The following is a 19549-nucleotide window of genomic DNA, read 5'->3' on the forward strand; positions in this document are numbered from 1 at the left end:
AATGTGTCTCTCAAGCGCATCGGCTAATTTGCCTATCACGTATCGCAAGGGCACCGAGCATTCGGCGCCCGACGTCCGCGACCAGTTCTATATCCGCATGCCTACGCCGGTGACGGTACAGCTGCGCAATCAGGTAGGCGATACGCATGATGTGGTGTTCACCACGACACGCCATAGCCACCACACGCGGACCTCACCAGACGGCCCTCCCAACACCACCCCGCACAACAGTAGTTGCGCCATCAACGCCGTGGCATCGGATACCACCTGGGCGGCTGCGCTCTGGCGGCTGCGCAGCACCACCAGCGGCGCCGGTTGCTATTCGAGCAGTCACCGAGGCAGTCCCGGAGACTTGCGCAGCAGTAGGGTCACCGAGTTCGGCATCCTCTATACCCTTCAAACCCCTTCGCCATTCAGAATGAAGAACGGCCGCTACACCGGTGAAGTCACCTTCACCGTGGGCAACGGCGGGCAGATCGACCTGGGCAACCAGGTGACCGAACTCAACGACGACACCCTCACCATCAAGTTCCAGCTCGACGTGCAGCACCCCTTCATCGTGGAAACCCCGCCCGGTTCCGAGCTGGCCGTGCTCGAACCGCAGGGCGGCTGGTTGAACTGGAGCGGCGGCTCGCGGACGCCACCGCGCCTGTACCGCGACCACCCCCTGCGACTGTGGTCGGCGGGCCCGTTCAAGGTGCATACCCTGTGTGAATTTCCCATGGCTGGCCAGTGTGCGATCCGCAACCCCGGCGACGACCACCGGGTGCCCGTGGAGGTCGCTCTGTCTCTGCCCAGCGGCGCCGAGCACAACGGCGCACCGGCGCGGCGAGTTGCGCTGCCGGTGGAGGCGGTGAACGCCCTGGAGTTCGACGCCCAGGCACCGCTGCTCAATCGCCCGGGCATGCTGCATTACCAGGTGGTGCAGCCTTACGTCGCGCAGATGATGCAGCGCGCCGGAGCTCGTTATGAAGGCTGGGTGCGGATTGTCTTCGATGCACAACTGTAAACAAGGAGATCCAACCCATGCACAAGACCCTGGGGGCATTGGCCCTGATGATGGCCAGTAGCGCCGTGCTCGCCGGCCCCGAGCTCAATATCGGTGCCTTCTACGACTATCTGGAAGGCCCGCGCAGTACCTTGGTCAAGCGCGTGCGCAACGGCGGCGATGCCACCGCATTCGTCAAGGTCGAAGTGGTTGAAATCATTCATCGCCCGGGCCAGCCCGATCTGGAGCGATCCCTGGAAGGCTTGCCCGTGGCCGAACGGCCCTTGATCGCCAGCCCGGCGCGGTTGATCGTGCCGGCCAACGGCATGCAAAGCGTGCGCTTGCTGCACCGCGGCGAGCGCCAGCAGGAACGCTACTTTCGCGTGCGCTTCATGCCAGTGATGCCCACCGGCAACGACGACTTCGCCATGACCGACCAGCAGGCGCAGCAGTATCGCGAGTCACTGCGAGCCGGCGTGCAGGTGCTTTCCGGTTACGGTGCGTTGCTCTTCGTACAGCCGCAGGACACCCGGTACGCCACCGATATCCGTGAAACCCCCGGCAGCCTTCAGGTGCGCAATGACGGCAACGCCACCATCGTGATGGACCACTTCAACGACTGCGATCGCAGCGGCAAAAGCTGCGCAACCGCCACCCTGCATCACGTACTGCCCGGCCTGGAACGGCGTTTCGACAAGCAACCGGGGCGCACCTACAGCTTCGAGCTGATCGAGGGTCAGGCGCGGCGAAAGGTGATCAGTGAAGGGTAGGGTGCACACAGTCGGAAACGCCCTGCGCACACTGGAGCATCTACCTACATCGCAAGCGGAAAAGTCCGGATTTGTGCCACTGGCCGATGCGCTATACAACACTCACCCACTCCAAGGAGGTGTTCCATGCGCAAGGCATTGATCGTGGATGACCATCCGTTTATCCGCGCCAGTGTCAGGACGCTGCTGGCTCAGGAGCTGCAGTACCAGGTCATCGAAAGCGGCAACAGCACCGACGGGGTGCGGTTGTATCGCGACGAGCGGCCGGACCTGGTCATCCTCGACCTGTCGATGCCCGGTCTCGACGGCTTCGATGTGCTCAGGCGCATGAGGGAATCGACCTCGCCGGGCAAGATCATCGTGCTCACCTCCATGCCTCCCGGCTACTACTCGATGCGCAGCATGAAAGCCGGTGCGACCGCTTTCGTCTCCAAATCCGATGCGCTCGACCAACTGCGCAAGGCAATCGCCGCGGTGCAATCGGGATACACCTATTTTCCGGACTGCACCGACGTGTCCCTGGGCCGCGTGGACAGTGACAGCACCGAGGCGGCACGAATCTCCAGCCTCACCGACCGCGAGATTCTGGTGCTGGTGAACCTGGCCAAAGGCCTGTGCAATCAGGACATCGCCCACACCATGCTACTCAGCCACAAGACCGTCAGCACCTACAAGATGCGCATGATGCGCAAGCTGCGGCTCAACTCGGTGATGGAAATGACGGACCTGGCCAGGCGTCATGAATTGATCTGAGCCCCGTGCCGAAACGGTCGGCTCCGTAGGAGATTTCGCCGAAAGCTTGGGAAATGTCCGGCTTCAATGTCATCCCGGCGCGGCAATACTGCCGCCGCCGAACAAGGAGGGCGACACGGGCACGGACATCCTACGGTGTGCGGGAAAATTTCCTTCAGGTATCCCGGAACCTTCCCATCGCTAATTCAGAATTTGACGACCGACTTCGGCCTGAATTTACGGAACACTCCTACGGTAGATAGCCTCGTCTGCGCTTGACAGCTGTCTCCTGATCCAGAACCAACAGAGTCGATGCAGAACGCTGCAAAGGAAGCCCGCGCCGGGCATGCAAGCGCCGTCCCGCGCTCACGCACTCAGGAGAAAGACATGCGTACAGCACTGATAATCGATGATCACCCGTTCATTCGATCGAGCGTCAAACTCTTGCTCAAACAGGAACGCTTCAGCGTGGTGGCGGAGGCCCAGGACGGTGTCGACGGAGTCCTGATGGCAAAGACTCACCAACCCGACCTGATCGTCCTGGATATTTCCCTTCCCGGGCTGGACGGCATGGAAGTCATCGCCAGAATCAAGGAGCTGGGAACCAGCAGCCGGATCGTCATTCTCACTTCCCAGGCCGCCGAGCACTTCTCCCTGCGCTGCATGAAGCTGGGCGCCATGGGCTATGTGTCCAAGCGTGATGACCTCAACGAGCTGCGCAAGGCGGTGACGGCCATCGGCTCCGGGTTCACCTATTTTCCGGTCGTGGCTTTCAGCTCGGTGCGCAGCAGTGACGGGCTGGGCAGCGAAACCGAATGCATTGCGCGTCTGACCAATCGCGAGCTGACCATCCTCCAGCACCTGGCTCGCGGGCTGAGCAACAAGGCCATCGGCGAATTGATGCTGCTGAGCAACAAGACCGTGAGCACCTACAAGTTCCGCCTGATGGACAAGCTGCAGATGAGCTCGCTGGTGGAACTGGCCGAGCTCGCCAAACGTAACTTCCTGGTGTGATGAGCCTGATCGCGTGGGTCGGCCGCAGCACTCGCTGGGTGCTGGTGTGGCTGGCCGGCACAGCACTCGCCCATGCCCAGCTGCTGCCGTTGCACGGACGCTCGCAGCCCGAGCCGGCCTGGTTCGAGCGGTTGCACATGCAACTGGCCGACCGCGACCGACAGTGGCTGCGCGCACGACGCGTTTTGCGCGTCGCCGTGAGCCGTCCGGACTACGGCCCTTTCGACCTTTCCGCCAATGGCGGCAGCTATGAGGGAATCAGCGCCGACTACCTGGCGCTGGTGGCTCGGCTGCTCGAACTGGATGTCGAGGTGCAGGCCTATCCTTCCCGCGAGCTTGCGCTTGCCGCGCTCGAAGCGGGCGAGGTGCAAGTGTTGGGCACCACCAGCCGCCGTGAAGCATTGCGCCACGGCCTGCTGCTTTCCGACGCCTACATACAGGATCGGCCCGTGCTCGCCATGCGACCCGGCCAGTCGCTCGACGCGACTGCGCCGCTGCGCGTTGCCCTGGTGCGCGATCACGTCGCGGCGAGCGAGGTCCGCGAACGCTTTCCGGAGGCCCAGCTGCAATTGCATCCGACACCCTCGAACGCCCTGGCAGCGGTGGCCTATCAGCAGGCCGATCTGTTCGTCGGTGGCGCGCTGGCGGTGTTCCACCAGGCCGACGGCAGCCAGCTGCCCGGCCTGCGCCTGCAATCGGCCGAGGGCATTGGCGGCAATGCTTTCGGCTTCGCCGTGAACCCACGCGATGCGCGTCTGCTGCGCCTGCTCGACAAGGCCCTGGCGGTGGTGCCCGACGAGGCCCGGGCGGCCATCGCCCGGCGCTGGAGCGTCGAGCGCCCGCGCGTGGCGGAACCGGCCGCAATGCCCCTGACCGCCACGCAGCGCCAATGGCTGGCCGGGCGTACCGAACTGCGGGTGCTGATGGATCCGCGCTTCGTGCCGGTCAGCTACCGTGACGATCAGGGCCGCTTCGCCGGCGTGGCCGCCGACGTGCTGCACCAGATCGCACGGCGCACCGGGCTCGCCATCGAGGTGATCGAAAGCACCTCGCTCACGCGCATGAGCGAAATGATCGAGCGCGGCGAGGCCGATCTGATCGCCGCGATGATTCCCAGCCCGGAGCGCCAGACTCGCCTGGCGTTCAGCCGCGGCTACCTGAGCAGCTCCCCGGTGCTGGTCACGCGCGAGGGCGGGCGCGAGCCGGTTTCGCTGGAACAATCGGCGGGCAAGCGGGTGGTGCTGGTGGAGGGCAGCCTGCTGCATGAGTGGCTGCAGGAACACTACCCCTCGATCAACCGCCTGCGCGCCGCAAGCTCCGCCGAGGCCCTGGCCATGCTCGACCGCGGTCAGGCCGACGCGGCGGTGCTGCCATTGATCGCGGCGCGCTACATGATCGCGCGGCAGTACCGTGGTCGGCTGCGCGTCAGCGCGGCGCTGCCGGTGGCGCCGGTACATTTCGCGTTCGCCGTCTCGCCCCGGGCCCAGGTGTTGCAGTCGATCCTCGACAGCGCCCTGCAGGACATTCCGCCGCCACACATGAGCGAGCTGACGCGCCATTGGCGCACCGAGATGATCGTCGCCGATGGCCTTTGGCAACGTTACCGCGGGGCCATCATCCAGGGGTTCGCCGCCGCCTCGCTATTGTTGCTGCTGGCACTGGGCTGGGTCAGCTACCTCAAGCGTCTGATCCGCCAGCGGGTCGATGCCGAACGGGCCCTGACCACACAGCTGGAGTTCATGCGGGTGATGATCGACGGCACACCCCATCCGATCTACATCCGAGATCGCCAGGCACGCCTGATCAACTGCAACACCAGTTACCTGCAAGCCCTGGGTGTCACCCGCGAGGCGATCCTGAACAAGCCGCTGACCGGCTATGGCCTGCTCGAAGAACGGCACGCCCAGCTGGCCCAGGACGCGTATCTGCAAGCCATGGAGCACGGCGAGCCAGTGGTCGAGGATCGCACGCTGACCTTGCCGTCGGGCGAGGTGCTGATCATTCACCACTGGATGCTGCCGTACCGCGGCGGCGACGGACGAATCCAGGGGCTGATCGCCGGGTGGGTCGACATCACCGAGCGCCAGCGTCTGTGCCAGGCGTACCGTGACGCCCAGGCGCAGGCCGAAGCGGCCAACCAGGCCAAGACCACCTTCCTGGCAACCATGAGCCATGAAATCCGCACGCCGATGAACGCCGTGCTGGGCATGCTCGAACTGGCCCTGAAGAAAGCCGAGCAGGGCATGCTCGACAAGCCTGCGCTGGAGGTCGCCTCGCAGTCGGCCAACGGTCTGCTGGCGTTGATCGGGGATATTCTCGATGTCACGCGCATCGAGGCCGGTCGCCTGGAACTGCTGCCGGCGCCGTGTCAGCTGGGGCAACTGGCCGGTGAAACCGTGGGGCTGTTCCAGGCCCAGGCACGGGAGAAATACCTGCGGCTCAAGCTGGAGGTGCTTGGTGCCCCCGACACCTGGCTCAGCGTCGACCCGGTGCGGTTCAAGCAGATCATCGCCAACCTGCTGAGCAACGCGATCAAGTTCACCCGCGAGGGGCAGGTCTCGGTGGTGCTCGGGGTCTGGCCGCAGGCGCACGGCGCGCGAGTCGAACTGAGTGTGGAGGACAGCGGGCAGGGCATTGCCCAGGCCGACCTGTTGCGCCTGGGCGCGCCTTATCGACAGGCCGCCGGTGGCCGCGGCAGCCGCGTCGGTGCCGGTCTGGGCTTGAGTATCTGCCGCAGCCTGGCCGACCTGATGGGTGGCAGGCTGGAATTGCACAGTGTGCTTGGCTGCGGCACGCGGGTGCAGCTGCAGTTCGACGCGGTGCCTGGCGCGAACGCACCGCCGTCGGCCGCTCGCGAGCCTGCGCGCATTGACCTGCCGGCGTTGCAGGTGCTGGTGGTCGACGACTACCCCGCCAATCGGGTGCTGCTGGAGCGCCAACTGACATTCCTCGGCCACCGCGTAACGGTAGCCGAGCACGGTGCTGCCGGGTTGCGCGCCTGGTTGCGCGGCGCCTACGACGTGGTCATCAGCGACTGCAACATGCCCGGCATCAATGGCTATCAGTTGGTCAAGGCGGTGCGTGAGCACGAACGGCGCAAGCATCAGGAACCGTGCCTGTTCCTCGGTTGTACGGCGAATGCCCAGATCAGCGAGCGCCGCCGTTGCCTGCAGCAAGGCATGGATGACTGCTTGTTCAAACCGTTGAGCCTGGAAACCCTGGCACTGCACCTGGACCCGCACCGCGCCCGTCGCATGCTCGGTGCGCCGGAAGACGACGTCGACCTGGGCAGTCTCGATCAGCTCACCGGCGGCGATGCCAGCCTGTTGCTGCGCCTGCTCGATGATTTGGCCGAGAGCAACCTGCAGGACCTCAAGCGCCTGCATTCGCTGTCTCAGCCCTACCAGACCGGCGAAGTCGCCGACCTGGTGCACCGGATCAAGGGCGGGGCCCGCATCGTTCGGGCGCGACGCCTGCTGGCGGCCTGCGAAGCCCTGGAGCAGGCCTGCACGGCAAGCTCTTCGGTTGAGCGGATGCGGCGTGGCGTCGACGATCTGGCAGCGGCCATGGTTGGCCTCGATGACTACCTGGCACGGCACGGCACATCCGGCAAACCGTAGGAATTTTCCGATGCGTATTGGGAAATTGCCTGCATCCCGGTCATTGCACGGAGTTGAACATAGGCATGAAGAAACAGGGGAAGTGATCGTGTCAGACATCAAGCCAACGGTGTTACTCGTCGAAAGTCATGGGTTCCAGCGTGCGATCGCGGTGCAGATGCTCAGCCAGTTGGGTTGCTCGTGCGTGTACCAGGCGCAGACCAGCGAGCAGGCGCTGCAGTTGCTGCGCGAGCACCAGCCGATCGATGTGCTGGTGTGCAACGTCGACGTGCTGGGCGTGGGTGCATTGCGCATCATCCAGGAAGCGGTTACCCGCAAGCGTGTGCGCGCCGTGCTGATCGGCGGCGGGATCGAGCCGGAAGTGCGCACCGGGCTGTACCAGTGGGTGTCGATGCTCGGCCTGGAGTACCTGGTCGACGCTGGCAGCCCGTTGGACTTCAACCGCTTGCAGCGATTCTTCGAAGCCTTGAACACGCCTCGCGGCGCGCTGGTGCCAGCGCCTGCAAAGGTGCGGATCGGGCGCGTGGAGGTGCAGGCGGCGATCGCTGGCGGCCAGTTCGAGGTGTGCTTCCTGCCGCGCTGCACGGTGGCCGACGGACGCATCCGCAGCGTCGATGCGCAACTGAGCTGGCAGCATCCACGCCACGGCCTGCTGGCCATGCCGCAGTTCTGCCCGGCGGTGGAGCGGGCCGGGCTGGGCAATGCGTTGCTGCTGTACATGGCCGAGCAGGCGGTCGAGGTGCAGCAGCAGCTTGCCCAAGCCGGATTGCAGGTGGGCCTGAGCCTGGGTATGCGGCTCGAACAACTCGGTCACCAGCCGCTGATGAACGAGTTGCTGGGCATATTGCGTGGGCACCTGACCGGCAAGCACCGCGTGGCACTGGAGCTCAGCCATGTCGGCCTGGCCCGGCCCAAGGCGGAATACCTGGAAACCCTGTTGCGCGTGCGGTTGATGGGCTGTGACCTGGGCATGCAGGGGTTCGGTTTCGGCGGTGCCTCGCTGCAGCGCCTGTGTCAGTGGCCGATCAATCAGCTGCGTCTGGCGTCACCCTTTCTGCTGGAAGCCCCGCACCAGTCGCGCCATTTGGCGGTGGTGCAGCACATGTCGGTCGCCGCGCGCACGTTGGGTATCGAACTGACGGTGGCGGGGGTGCAGAGTGCGGTGCATCATCTGCTGTTATTCGACCTCGGCTGCCTGCGCGGACAGGGCGATTACTTCGCCAAGCCGCTGAGCGCCGACGCGCTGCGCGAACGTCTCCAGCAACCGAAAACGCTGCAACCGATACGCCGGGAGTAGCCCCGTCCGCGTGCGCAAGACCTGTAGCAGCGGCGCAAGCCGCGTCCGGGTGCGCTGCGGAGTGTCAGGTGGGTTGCGTGCGCCGATGACGCGGCTCGCGCCGCTGCTACAGGGGATCGCGATCTGTAGCAGCGGCGCAAGCCGCGTCCGGGTGCGCTGCGGGGTGTCAGGTGGATCGCATGCGCCGATGACGCGGCTCGCGCCGCTGCTACAGGGGATCGCGGTCCGTAGCAGCGGCGCAAGCCGCGTCCGGGTGCGCTGCGGAGTCTCAGCTGGATCGCATGCGCCGATGACGCGGCTAGCGCCGCTGCTACAGGGGATCGCGGTCTGTAGCAGCGGCGCAAGCCGCGTCCGGGTGCGCTGCGGGGTGTCAGGTGGGTTGCGTGCGCCGATGACGCGGCTAGCGCCGCTGCTACAGGGGATCGCGGTCTGCAGCAGCGGCGCAAGCCGCGTCCGGGTGCGCTGCAGTGCTCAGGCCAATACCGCCACGGCCTTGATCTGCGCCCACGCCTGCAGGCCCGCCACCACCCCTAACTGATCCGCCGAATAACGGGTGATTCGCGCCAGGATCACTGTCTCGCCGGCGCGCAGACTCAGCTGCACGTGGGCCGGATTGTGCGCTGTCGACACCTGCTCGACGGTGACGGCGAAACGATTGAGGATGCTGCTGGCGTCGTCCGGGCTCAGGCTGAGGCTGACGTCACGGGCCTGGATCTTGACCCGCAAGCGGTCGCCAACCGCCCGAGGGGTATGGGCGACGCGCAACGGTTCGACGGCCCCCGGCAGTTGCAGGGACAGTAGCTGATAGACCGGATCGTAGCCGCGGACCGTGGCCTGCACTACCACACCGGCGTCGGCTTCGCGCGCCATGGGCAGATCGAGGCGCTCCAGCGTCGGCCCCAGCGGCCCGCTGCCCAGCACGCGGCCCTCCTGCAGCACCACCAGATGGTCGGCCAGTCGCGCGACCTCATCCTGGGCATGGCTGACGTACACCACGGGAATGTCCAGTTCGTCATGCAACCGTTCCAGATAGGGCAGGATCTCGGCCTTGCGGCGGCTGTCCAGCGCCGCCAGCGGCTCGTCCATCAGCAGCAGCCCGGGGCTGGTCAGCAGCGCGCGGGCGATGCCGACGCGCTGCCGTTCGCCGCCGGACAGGTTGGCCGGCTGGCGTTCCAGCAGATGTTCTATGCCAAGCAGGTCGCACGCCTGATCGAGCGCGACCTTGCGTTGACCAGGCTTGATCCGCCGCCAGCCGTATTCAAGATTGCCGCGCACCGACAGGTGCTCGAACAGGCTGGCTTCCTGGAATACATAGCCGAGCGCACGTTTGTGCGGCGCCAGGAAAATTCCCCTGGCGCTGTCCTGCCAGACCTCGCCATTGACTTCGATGCAGGCATCGGGCGCTTTCACCAACCCGGCCAGGCAGCGCAGGCAGGTGGTCTTGCCGGATCCGGAGTCACCGAACAGCGCGCTGACACCACGTCCGGGCAGTTGCAGGTCGACGTCCAGCGAAAACGCGCCATAGGTCATGTCGATACGGGCACGGATCATTCCATCAACTCCACGCCGAGCGCGATTGGCGGCCGCGGTGCAGCAACAGCAGCACGGCGAAGGAAAACACCAGCATGGCGCCGGCCAGCCAGTGCGCCTGGGTGTATTCCATGGCTTCGACATGGTCGAAGATCTGCACCGACACCACCCGCGTCTTGTCCGGTATGTTGCCGCCGATCATCAGCACCACGCCGAATTCACCCACAGTATGGGCAAAGCCGAGAATGCTGGCCGTGACGAAACCAGGCTTGGCCTGCGGCAGCACCACGGTGAAGAAACAATCCCAAGGGCTTGCACGCAAGGTCGCCGCCACTTCCAGAGGTCGCTCGCCGATGGCTTTGAAAGCGTTCTGCAGGGGCTGGACCACGAAAGGCATGGAGTAGATCACCGAACCGATCACCAGCCCGGTGAAGCTGAACACCACCGAGCCCAGACCCAGCGCTTGCGTTGCCTGGCCGATGAAACCGTGGGGGCCCAGCAGCAGCAACAGGTAGAAGCCGATGACCGTCGGCGGCAATACCAGGGGCAGGGCGACCACTGCGCCGACAGCACCGCGCCAGGGCGACGCGGTGCGCGCCAGCCACCAGGCGACGGGCGTACCGACCAGCAGCAGAATCACCGTGGTCAGGCTGGCCAGCTTCACCGTCAGCCAGATCGCACCCAGGTCGCTGGCGTCCAGCGGCATCAGATCTGGTAGCCGTACGACTTGATGATGGCCGCAGCTGCCGGGCCTTTCAGGTATTGCATGAGCGCCTTGGCGGCTTCGCTGTCACGACCTTTGTTGAGAATCACCGCGTCCTGCTTGATCGGATCATGCAAGGCGGCCGGGACGATCCAGGCCGATCCTTGTTCGACTTTGCCATCCTTGTAGATCTGCGACAGTGCCACGAAACCCAGCTCGGCATTGCCGGTCGAGACGAACTGGAAGGCCTGGGTGATGTTCTGCCCTTCGACCAGTTTGGGCTGGGTGGCCTGAGTCAGGTTCATCTTCGCCAACACCTGGGTCGCCGCCAGCCCGTAGGGTGCGGCCTTGGGGTTGGCGATGGACAGGTGCTGATAGCTGTTGCCCTTGAGCACGGCGCCTTCGGCGTCGACGTAGCCAGGCTTGGCCGACCACAGCGCCAGGGTGCCGGTGGCGTAGGTAAAACGTGAGCCCGGAACGGTTTCCTGCTCGCTTTCCAGTTTTGCCGGGGTGCTGTCGTCGGCGGCCAGGAACACTTCGAACGGCGCGCCGTTCTTGATCTGGGTATAGAACTGGCCGGTCGAGCCATAGGCGGCGACGAGCTTGTGCCCGGTGTCGGCCTCGAAGGCTTTGGCGATGGCCTGTATGGGGGCAGTGAAATTGGCGGCGACAGCCACCTGTACCTCATCGGCGTACGCACTGTTGAGGGCCATGGCGGCGCCGAGGGCAAGCAGGCGGGTGGTAAACTTCATTGGGCGGCGCTCTGTGAGAAAAAAGACTACCGTCATATAGCAAAATATATAGCGCTTTGCCAGTTTTGCACGCTGGTGTCCGCAGCCTGCGAGAAGTCCACTGACGAGATCGGCGTCAAGGCGTGTCAGGCCGACGCTCGCGCTCGAGCAGTTCGCGCTTGCGCTCGATACCCCAGCGGTATCCGGAAAGCCCACCGTCGGTGCGTACCACTCGATGACAGGGCACCGCCACGGCCAGGGCGTTCGCCGCGCAGGCCCCGGCCACCGCACGTACCGCGCTCGGCGCGCCGATGCTGGCCGCAACCTGCGCGTAGCTGGCGGTAGTGCCCGGTTCGATCTTGCCCAGTGCTTGCCATACCCGTTGCTGGAAAGCCGTGCCGCGAATGTCCAGGGGCAAGTCCAGACCCGCCCTCGGCGCCTCGATGAAGCCCAGCACCTTGGCCACGATCGCTTCGAAGTCTGAGTCGGCGCCTATCAGTGCTGCCTTGGGAAAGCGCCGTTGCAGATCATCGAGCAAGGCTTGCGGCTCGTCACCCAGCAGGATCGCGCACACACCGCGCTCGCTGCAGGCCACCAGCACCGCGCCAAGGCTGCATTGGGCAAGGGCGAAATGGATCGAAGCCTTGCTGCCCCCTTGGCGGAAGGCCGCCGGGGTCATGCCGAGCATGCCGTTGGCGGCCTCGTAGAACCGCCCGGATGAATTGAAACCGCTGGCGTACAGGGTTTCGGTGACGGATTTGCCCTGCTGAAGCTGCTCGCGGACCTTCTGCGCCCGTCGGGCACTGGCATAGCTGCGCGGCGTCAGCCCGGTCACGGCCTTGAACACCCGGTGGAAGTGCCATGGGCTCAAGCCGGCCCGTTCGGCCAGCGCGCTCAACTCGGGCGGAGCGTCGCTGGCCTCGATCTGGCGGCAAGCGGCGGCAACCAGTTGGCTGTGGTGAGCGGTGGGGGTGGGCATGGCGCGATTCCGTGGATCGTCGAAGCAGCCATGTTAGCCGTTGCTGCGGGCACTGACACTCCGCTGCTTGCGCTCAGCCAGCCTTGCGCAGGGTGAAATTGATCCGTTGTGGGCCCATCACCGGGTGCACGCCTTCCTTGAGCGGCAGCACGCCGTGAAAGCGCAGACGGTCGACACCGCCCCATACCATTACATCGCCGTGCAGCAGGGGCACGCGCAGCGGGCGGTCGCTGCGCTGCAGGCCACCGAGCTGGAACATCGCCGCGAGGCCCAGTGAAACCGAAACGATGGGCGCGCCGTAGTCACGTTCATCGCGGTCCTGGTGCAGGGACATCCTGGCGCCCCGCACGTAGCGGTTGAGCAGGCAGGCATCGGGTATGAAATCATCGAAACCGGCCGCTGCCGCTGCTTCCCGAGCCAGCGTGCGCAGCACTTCGGGCAGCACCGGCCACGGGCGACCGGTGAGAGGATCGTCGCTGACGTAGCGATATCCTCGCGCATCCGTGCTCCAACCGAACTGCCCGCAGTTGCTCAACGCCACCGACATGGTGTGCCCACCGGGCGTTTCCATGCGCCGAAACGGGGCTGCCTTGAGCACTTCGCGCAAGGCCGGCAGGATGCCGTCCAGCCAGGGCAGGGCGAAGCCACGCAGGACGAAGGTTTGCTCGCCCAGGGATTCGCGACGACTGGGTTGTTGTGGCTCATCGAACAGTGAGGACTGCACCGGGCTCACCCCTCGCCGTGTTGCCAGATACCCCGGCCGTGAAGGCGCTCACGGTCATGCGCAGCGTTGAAATCCTGCGCGGGCCCCTTGGGCACGATACCGGTCGGATTGATGGTCGGATGGCTGGTGTAGTAGTGGCCTTTGATGTGTTCGAAGTCCACCGTCTGGGCGATGCCCGGCCATTGGTACAGCTCGCGCAGCCAGTTCGACAGGTTCGGGTAATCGGCGATGCGCCGCAGGTTGCACTTGAAGTGTCCGTGGTACACCGCGTCGAAGCGGATCAGGCTGGTGAACAGGCGCCAGTCGGCTTCGGTCAGGGACTCCCCGGTCAGGTAGCGCTGGGTGTCCAGCGTGGCTTCGAGGCGGTCGAGTTCGGCGAATACATCGTCGAACGCACTGGCGTAAGCCTGCTGCGAAGTGGCAAAGCCGGCGCGGTAGACGCCGTTGTTCACATTCGGGTAGACCGCGTCGTTGACGCGGTCTATGGCTGGGCGCAGCGACTCGGGATAGAGGTCCAGGCGATTGCCGGTGAGGGCATCGAAGGCGCTGTTGAACATGCGAATGATCTCGGCCGACTCGTTGCTGACGATACGGCTCTGCTGCTTGTCCCACAGCACCGGCACCGTGACCCGGCCGGTGTAGCGCGGATCGTCGCGGGTGTAGCGTTCGTGCAGGTAGCGCAAAGGCTCGAGGTGATCACCGCTCGAGCCTGTCTGGCTGTCGAACGTCCAGCCGTGCTCGCCCATGTGCCAGCTCACCACCGATACGTCGATCAGCGTTTCCAGGGCCTTGAGCTTGCGCACGATCAGGGTGCGATGGGCCCACGGGCACGCCAGCGAGACGTACAGATGGTAGCGACCGGCTTCGGCCTTGAAGCCGCCCTGGCCACTGGGGCCGGGTTGTCCGTCGGCGGTGACCCAATGGCGGCGCTGCGAGGTTTCGCGCTGGAACGCGCCGTCCTCGCTGCTTTCGTACCACTGGTCGTGCCAGCGTCCTTCGATCAGCAAACCCATGGTCGTCTCCCGAGTGCGTATCGGCGAACTGTATCACGCTGCTCCGCCGCAGCGGCCCATACCGGGTGTACCGCCGACGCGGCTCGCGCCGCTGCTACACGCGTAATCAGGGCACAGCGCGTGTACCGCTGACGCGGCTCGCGCCGCTGCTACACGCGTAATCAGGGCACAGCGCGTGTACCGCTGACGCGGCTCGCGCCGCTGCTACACGCGTAATCAGGGCACAGCGCGTGTGCCGCCGACGCGGCTTGCGCCGCTGCTACATACGCCCCGCGATTCTCCGTAGGAGCGGTCAGTGGCCGCGAAACTGGCGCCGCGATGGATCAGGCAAGCCGCAGGGCCTGTTTCGCGGCCACAGACCTCCCACAGAGGGCGCTGTCAGCTCTTCTTCGTACACGCCGCCAGGTCGCGTGCCGCCCACAGCGCGCGGGCTTCGTCGAAGGCCTGCTCGCGGGAGCTGCCCAGCCCTCGCAGGGCCAGGGCCATGGTGGAGATCAAGGCCATTTCGCCGTAGCTGTCCTGCCGCTCACCCTGCCAGAACTCAACCAGGTGGCCGACTTCGAGAGTCGGCGGCTTCACGTGGCGCTGGGCGGCCAGGGCAGGCCATTCCTCATCCCAGGGCAGGTGGTCGCCGGTGCCATAGAGATGGCTGGCGCTGTCCGGGTTGATCTCGATTTCGCCACCGTCACCCTTGACCACGATCGCCGTGTCGCCGAGCAGGCTGCTGGCATCGCGATGCACTGCCTGGTAGCCCGGGTGGAAGATGCTCTGCAGGCCACAGCGTGCCCCGAGCGGGTTGAGAATCCGCGCCAGCGAATGAATGGGCGAGCGCAGGCCCAAGGTGTTGCGCAGGTCGATCATGCGTTGCAGTGGCGCTGCCCAGTCCATCAACGGGGAAAACGCCAGGCCGTGCTGGTCGAGCGCCTGGCCGACGGCATCCCAGTCCCGACACAGCGCGATGTTCAAGGTGCCGAGCAATTGTTCGCTGTACAGCCGCCCGGCGGTGTGGGCGCCCGCGCCGTGCATGAATATGCGCCGGCCGCTGCCGCCCAGGCATTTGGCCGCCAGCAGGTACCATGGCAGATGGCGCTTCTTGCCGGCGTAGGTCGGCCAGTCCAGATCGACCGCCAACGCCGGCGCCTGCAAGCGTTCGCGCAAGGCGAGGGTGAAACCGGCGAGTTCCTCGGCGCTTTCTTCCTTGTGCCGCAGCAGCATGAGGAAGGCGCCCAGCTGCGCGTCTTCTACCCGCCCATCGAGCAGCATGCCCATGGCCTCGCGGGCCTCTTCACCGGTGAGGTTGCGTGCGCCGCGCTTGCCCTTGCCCAAGGCTCGCACGAATTGCGCGAATGGGTGTTCTTCGGGGGTTTCCAGCATCAGTGCAGGGTAGTCGGTCATATGCAATTGGTCGGTTTGGGCAGGCCCGCCAGCTTCGCAGCGAGTTTGGCAGGAGTGCCGTTGAACAGGCGATTGAGGTGCAGGCTGTTGCCTTTGTCGGCGCCCAGCTGCTGCGCGACGTACTTGATCAGCGGCCGCGTCGCGGGCGACAGCTGGTACTGGGCATGAAAGCGGCGCAGCAGTTCGATGATCTGCCAGTGGTCGGGCGTCAGCTGCAGATCCTCGGCGCCGGCCAGCGCCTGGGCGACTTGCGGACTCCAGTCGGCGAGCGACTGCAGGTAGCCGTCCTGATCCAGCGCGATGCTGCGCCCGTCGACGATGAGTGTCGTCATAGCCAGCTATTGACCTTTTCATAGGCCAGCGTCAGCTCGACGAACGCCGGGTAATCGAGCAGCTCGACCCCGGGGTTGTTCGGCAAAGCGCGTGCCTGCGCATCTTCGGCCAGGGCAAAGACGGCGACGCCGGCGCTCGCCAGCGCTGCCCAGGGCTCGCTGCCGGGCGCCAGGGCGTAGACCGCATCGCCGCTGAGCAGAATGGCGTCGTCGTCGCCCAGCAGACGAAGGCAACTGTGCAGGCGCTGGTCGCTGAAAGGCGAGTGTGACAATACGTGAAGAGTACTCATTACAAGGTCACCACAAGGTCGAAGCGCGCCAGCAGCTCGCGCAATTGCGCATCTGCAAGCGCCTGCGCGGGCAAGGCCAGCCCGGAGCAGGTCAGGCCACGTTGGGCAAGGCTGGCGCTGCAGACGAATACCTCGTCGACACCGAACAGCGGCAGCGCCTGCAGATTGGCCGCCAGGTTCTTTTGTTGCAGGGCAGCCGGCGCCTGGGTGTCCAGCAACTGGTAGACACCGTCGTCGAGAAACAGCATGGCCAGCGGCAGGTCGTAGGCACCGCCGGCCAGGGCGATGTCCAGCGCCTCGCGCGCGGCGGGGCCTGCCCAGGGGGCTTGGCGGCTGATGATCAGCATGGACTTGGCCATGTCAATGTCCCCCGAAGCTGACGAGCCGATCGGCCTGCTGGGCGGCTTCGTGCAATTGCCCCAGCCCGGACAGCTGCCAGGGTTGGCTCAGGTTGGCGGCCGTGCGCTGGTAGCGACGTGCTTCTTCTTCGTCGAGCACGCCGCGCCGCAGGGCCGCGGCGATGCACACCACCGCGTCTATCTGATGTTCGACGACGAAAGCGCGCCACTGCGCCGCCGTGTCGGTTTCATCCTGGGCGGTGACGATGTTGCTGGAAGCCGTGTGCACGCCGTCCTGGTAGAAGAACACCCGCAGCAGTTGATGGCCTTGAGCCAAGACCGCTCGAGCGAACAGCAGCGCGCGCCGCGAGGCCGGCGAGTGGGCGGGCGAATAGACAGCGATGGCAAACTTCATGGTCGGCTCTGGTGTGGAACTGTGGCCATGATAAAGGCTGCCTTTGCAAAAAGCCTAGCAAGAAGCGCCGCGCGGGGAATCAGTGCTCGCACATTTCCCGTAGGAGCGGTCAGCGGCCGCGAAAAGGGCGCCGCCGATGGGCTGATACACCTCGGTCCCCGGTTCGCGGCCACGGACCGCTCCTACAGAGGTTGTCCATGGTTGCCAAGGATGCGTTTCCCGTAGGAGCGGTCAGCGGCCGCGAAAAGGGCGCCGCCGACGGGCTGATACACCTCGGTCCCCGGTTCGCGGCCACGGACCGCTCCTACAGAGGTTGTCCATGGTTGCCAAGGATGTGTTTCCCGTAGGAGCGGTCAGCGGCCGCGAAAAGGCGCCGCCGATGGGCTGATGCACCTCGGCCCCCGGTTCGCGGCCACCGATCGCTCCCACAGGAGGCCTGTCGTGGCCGGTGTGACAGCGTGCCGCAGTGCCACCGCGCACCGCTCTGGGCCGTGCGATTGCGCAGACGAGCGGGCTTGGTTGTCATACATCTGCGCCTCCGTGCGGTTTACAGCGCCCAAGCAGCTGCCTAAAATTCACCCCAAGCGTCGGGGCCTGACCGGTCGACAGCGCGCTACCCATAAAAAAAGCCCGTCCAAGACGGGCTTTTTGCGTTTTCAGCGCGCCTTTTTCCAGGCTGCCGCTCACACATCGCCACCCACCGAGGCCTTTTTTCCATGTTGCGCCTGTTTCTGCTGTTGCTGTCCTATTGCTACAAACGCGTCACCACCAGCCTGGCCTCCATGCGCGATCAGCGCATCGAAAACGCCTACTCGACCTATGAAGAAGCCGAGGAGGGTGGCCGTTGGTCGTGGTTGACGCTGCTGACCATCGCTGTGCTGAGCTTCTATATCCTCGGCAGCCTGGGCTTTTACGCCAAGGTGCATATCTGGGACGCGCTGTCCGAAGATCAGAAAAGCATGGTCATCGAGTCCATGGCCGCCAACCAGCAGATGCTCTGAAGCGGCCTTGCGCTAGACCACCAGCGGTTGTAGCGGATAGACCCGGTTGCGGCCCGAGCTCTTGGCCCGGTAAAGCGCCTGATCCGCCGCTTCCACCAGGCTCTGCGCGCGTACGTCCGGGTCGCTGTTGCGCCACACGTGAACACCGGCGCTGATGGTTACGATTCCCAGGTCGCTGCCCGCATGGGCAATCGCCAGCGCGCGCACCGCCAGCAGTACCTTCTCGGCGACCTGCCAGGCACCGGCCTCGTCACTCTCGGGCAGCAGCACCAGAATTTCCTCGCCGCCGTAGCGCACCACCAGGTCCCCCGAACGGCCCACACAGCTCAGCACCGCCTGGCCCACGGCCTTGATGCACTCATCCCCTGCGGGATGTCCATACAGGTCGTTGAAGCGCTTGAAATGGTCGATGTCGAGCATGATCACGCCCAGTGGGCGGGCGTTGCGTCGCGCCCGACCGATCTCGTCGGGCAGCGCCGCGTCCAGCTGGCGGCGGTTGGCCAGGCCAGTCAAGCCGTCCTGCATCGCCAGCTTCTGCAGCGCGGCGTGGGCATTGCGCAGTTCCGCCTCGGTGCGCAGGCCATGGCGAATCTGCCGGATCAGTGTCATCGCGCACAGACCCAAGGCTATCCCGACCACCAGCACGAAGACTGCCGAACGCAGCAGGTTCTCGTACCAGTTGGCCAGCAGTGACGCCTTGGATTCGGCGGTTTCCAGCACCAGCGGATAATTGCGCAGCGCCTGGTAGCTGTACATCCGCTCGACATCGTCCACCAGCGAGCGCTGCATCAGCGTGCCATGGCTGGATTGCGGCAACATCTCGCTGAAGATCCTGCCCTTGGCCATGCTGCTGCCGATCACGTTCTCATCGAACGGGCGGCGCAGCAAAATGGTGCCGTCGTTGAGCAGCAGGGCGATGACCCCGCGCTCGTCCAGGTCGAAGCCGGCGTAGAACTGGTTGAAATATTCTACTTTCAAGGTAGCCAGCACCACGCCGGCAAACTTGCCGTCGGCACTGCTCAGGCGCCTGGAGACAGGAATCACCAAGGCGTTGGTGGAACGACTGCGAATGACCGGCCCGACATGCACCCCGGGGTCGGGATTGTCCTGGTGAAAGCGGAAGTATTCCCGGTCGGCGTTGTTGATGGCTGGCGGATCCGCGAGATTGGAGCTGGCCACCCAGCGCCCTTGGCTGTCATAGATGAACAGCCCCTGCAACTGCTCCATCGAGCGCGTCCAGCCCTGCATCAGGTTGCGCAGACGCTGCACCTCGGCAGGCGCCGTGCCGTCGACCTGGATGCGCTCGATCAGGCCCAGCAGTACCGTGTCCGATTGCTTGATGGTGTCTTCGGCATGCTGGGCCAGCGAGCGGGCCAGGTTGGACGTGGTGATCTCGCTGACATGCATGGCCTGCGCGCGCGCGGTGAGGGTCTGCCATACATCCAGCACGATCAGCGAGACGACTACCAGCGCCACGAAGAGGATAGCCATGCGCTGGGCCGAACTGTCGGACTTCAGGGCGGGTCGATACTGTGCGTCGTCTGGCATCAGGGGCTTCTTGATCGGCAGGTAGGTGCAGTCTAGTGGGTTACGCTCAGCATACAACCGCTGTCTGCGACGCAGGCCTGTGTGGTTGTAATCACCTTGGAGCAGGTTGTACGATGACCTTGGTCGTCC

The 19549-nt window shown here is 65.1% G+C and carries 19 protein-coding genes; 7 read left to right on the forward strand and 12 right to left on the reverse strand.

Going from position 1 to position 19549, the window contains the following annotated elements; translation table 11 throughout:
- Nucleotides 1-28: 28 nt before the first annotated feature.
- The 6 genes from IFU31_RS00120 (at nucleotide 29) to IFU31_RS00145 (ending at nucleotide 8421) form a co-directional block, all read left to right on the forward strand.
- A complete protein-coding gene (locus tag IFU31_RS00120) occupies nucleotides 29-1009 on the forward strand; it encodes a hypothetical protein (protein WP_192101939.1) in 981 nt (326 codons plus the stop codon).
- Nucleotides 1010-1026: 17 nt separating this feature from the next.
- Complete coding sequence (locus IFU31_RS00125; protein ID WP_122477911.1) at nucleotides 1027-1758, forward strand: molecular chaperone; 732 nt, start codon at nucleotides 1027-1029, stop codon at nucleotides 1756-1758.
- A gap of 126 nt (nucleotides 1759-1884) precedes the next feature.
- A complete protein-coding gene (locus IFU31_RS00130; RefSeq protein WP_192101940.1) occupies nucleotides 1885-2511 on the forward strand; it encodes a response regulator transcription factor in 627 nt (208 codons plus the stop codon).
- A 366-nt stretch (nucleotides 2512-2877) separates the two neighbouring features.
- Nucleotides 2878-3504, forward strand: a complete 627-nt coding sequence (locus IFU31_RS00135; protein ID WP_185793275.1) for a response regulator transcription factor — start codon at nucleotides 2878-2880, stop codon at nucleotides 3502-3504.
- Nucleotides 3504-7124, forward strand: a complete 3621-nt coding sequence (locus IFU31_RS00140) for a transporter substrate-binding domain-containing protein (protein WP_192101941.1) — start codon at nucleotides 3504-3506, stop codon at nucleotides 7122-7124. The genes IFU31_RS00135 and IFU31_RS00140 overlap by 1 nt, the downstream gene beginning before the upstream one ends.
- An 88-nt stretch (nucleotides 7125-7212) precedes the next feature.
- Nucleotides 7213-8421: an EAL domain-containing protein gene (locus tag IFU31_RS00145; protein WP_163007560.1), complete on the forward strand. Its 1209-nt coding sequence runs from the start codon at nucleotides 7213-7215 to the stop codon at nucleotides 8419-8421.
- 471 nt (nucleotides 8422-8892) lie between these two features.
- Here IFU31_RS00145 and modC read toward each other — a convergent pair whose 3' ends face one another.
- From modC to tusD, 11 genes are all read right to left on the reverse strand, one after another.
- Nucleotides 8893-9972: a molybdenum ABC transporter ATP-binding protein gene (gene modC / locus IFU31_RS00150; protein ID WP_192101942.1), complete on the reverse strand. Its 1080-nt coding sequence runs from the start codon at nucleotides 9970-9972 to the stop codon at nucleotides 8893-8895.
- Nucleotides 9973-9976: 4 nt separating this feature from the next.
- Nucleotides 9977-10657: a molybdate ABC transporter permease subunit gene (gene modB / locus IFU31_RS00155; RefSeq protein ID WP_192101943.1), complete on the reverse strand. Its 681-nt coding sequence runs from the start codon at nucleotides 10655-10657 to the stop codon at nucleotides 9977-9979.
- Nucleotides 10657-11406 (reverse strand): molybdate ABC transporter substrate-binding protein, encoded by a 750-nt coding sequence (gene modA, locus IFU31_RS00160; protein WP_185793278.1) that lies wholly within the window; start codon nucleotides 11404-11406, stop codon nucleotides 10657-10659. Before modA ends, modB begins: the two co-directional genes overlap by 1 nt.
- 115 nt (nucleotides 11407-11521) lie before the next feature.
- Nucleotides 11522-12364 carry a bifunctional DNA-binding transcriptional regulator/O6-methylguanine-DNA methyltransferase Ada gene (ada, locus tag IFU31_RS00165; RefSeq protein WP_122477924.1) on the reverse strand — a complete coding sequence of 281 codons (843 nt, stop codon included), beginning with the start codon at nucleotides 12362-12364 and terminating at the stop codon, nucleotides 11522-11524.
- 73 nt (nucleotides 12365-12437) lie between these two features.
- A complete protein-coding gene (alkB, locus tag IFU31_RS00170) occupies nucleotides 12438-13088 on the reverse strand; it encodes a DNA oxidative demethylase AlkB (protein WP_192101944.1) in 651 nt (216 codons plus the stop codon).
- Nucleotides 13089-13093: 5 nt separating this feature from the next.
- Nucleotides 13094-14101 (reverse strand): glutathione S-transferase family protein, encoded by a 1008-nt coding sequence (locus IFU31_RS00175; protein ID WP_192059570.1) that lies wholly within the window; start codon nucleotides 14099-14101, stop codon nucleotides 13094-13096.
- Between the two features lie 378 nt (nucleotides 14102-14479).
- Nucleotides 14480-15496 (reverse strand): glycosyl transferase family protein, encoded by a 1017-nt coding sequence (locus IFU31_RS00180; RefSeq protein WP_192101945.1) that lies wholly within the window; start codon nucleotides 15494-15496, stop codon nucleotides 14480-14482.
- Nucleotides 15493-15828 (reverse strand): TusE/DsrC/DsvC family sulfur relay protein, encoded by a 336-nt coding sequence (locus IFU31_RS00185; protein WP_185793283.1) that lies wholly within the window; start codon nucleotides 15826-15828, stop codon nucleotides 15493-15495. The genes IFU31_RS00180 and IFU31_RS00185 overlap by 4 nt, the downstream gene beginning before the upstream one ends.
- Entirely contained in the window at nucleotides 15825-16118 is a 294-nt protein-coding gene (gene tusB, locus IFU31_RS00190) for a sulfurtransferase complex subunit TusB (protein WP_122477931.1), read from the reverse strand. The genes IFU31_RS00185 and tusB overlap by 4 nt, the downstream gene beginning before the upstream one ends.
- Nucleotides 16118-16477, reverse strand: a complete 360-nt coding sequence (tusC, locus tag IFU31_RS00195) for a sulfurtransferase complex subunit TusC (RefSeq protein WP_192101946.1) — start codon at nucleotides 16475-16477, stop codon at nucleotides 16118-16120. Before tusC ends, tusB begins: the two co-directional genes overlap by 1 nt.
- A gap of 1 nt (nucleotide 16478) precedes the next feature.
- The gene (gene tusD, locus IFU31_RS00200) at nucleotides 16479-16871 is read right to left on the reverse strand and encodes a sulfurtransferase complex subunit TusD (RefSeq protein ID WP_192101947.1); all 393 of its coding nucleotides are present in this window, start codon (nucleotides 16869-16871) and stop codon (nucleotides 16479-16481) included.
- A gap of 716 nt (nucleotides 16872-17587) precedes the next feature.
- Between tusD and IFU31_RS00205 the strand changes: the two genes are divergently transcribed.
- The gene (locus IFU31_RS00205) at nucleotides 17588-17872 is read left to right on the forward strand and encodes a hypothetical protein (RefSeq protein WP_192055960.1); all 285 of its coding nucleotides are present in this window, start codon (nucleotides 17588-17590) and stop codon (nucleotides 17870-17872) included.
- Nucleotides 17873-17884: 12 nt separating this feature from the next.
- On the opposite strand, the gene IFU31_RS00210 is transcribed toward IFU31_RS00205, so the two are convergent.
- Entirely contained in the window at nucleotides 17885-19420 is a 1536-nt protein-coding gene (locus IFU31_RS00210) for a sensor domain-containing diguanylate cyclase (RefSeq protein ID WP_192101948.1), read from the reverse strand.
- Between the last annotated feature and the right edge of the window lie 129 nt (nucleotides 19421-19549).

The sequence above is a fragment of the Pseudomonas sp. CFBP 13602 genome, assembly GCF_014842725.1.
GTDB lineage: Bacteria > Pseudomonadota > Gammaproteobacteria > Pseudomonadales > Pseudomonadaceae > Aquipseudomonas > Aquipseudomonas baltica.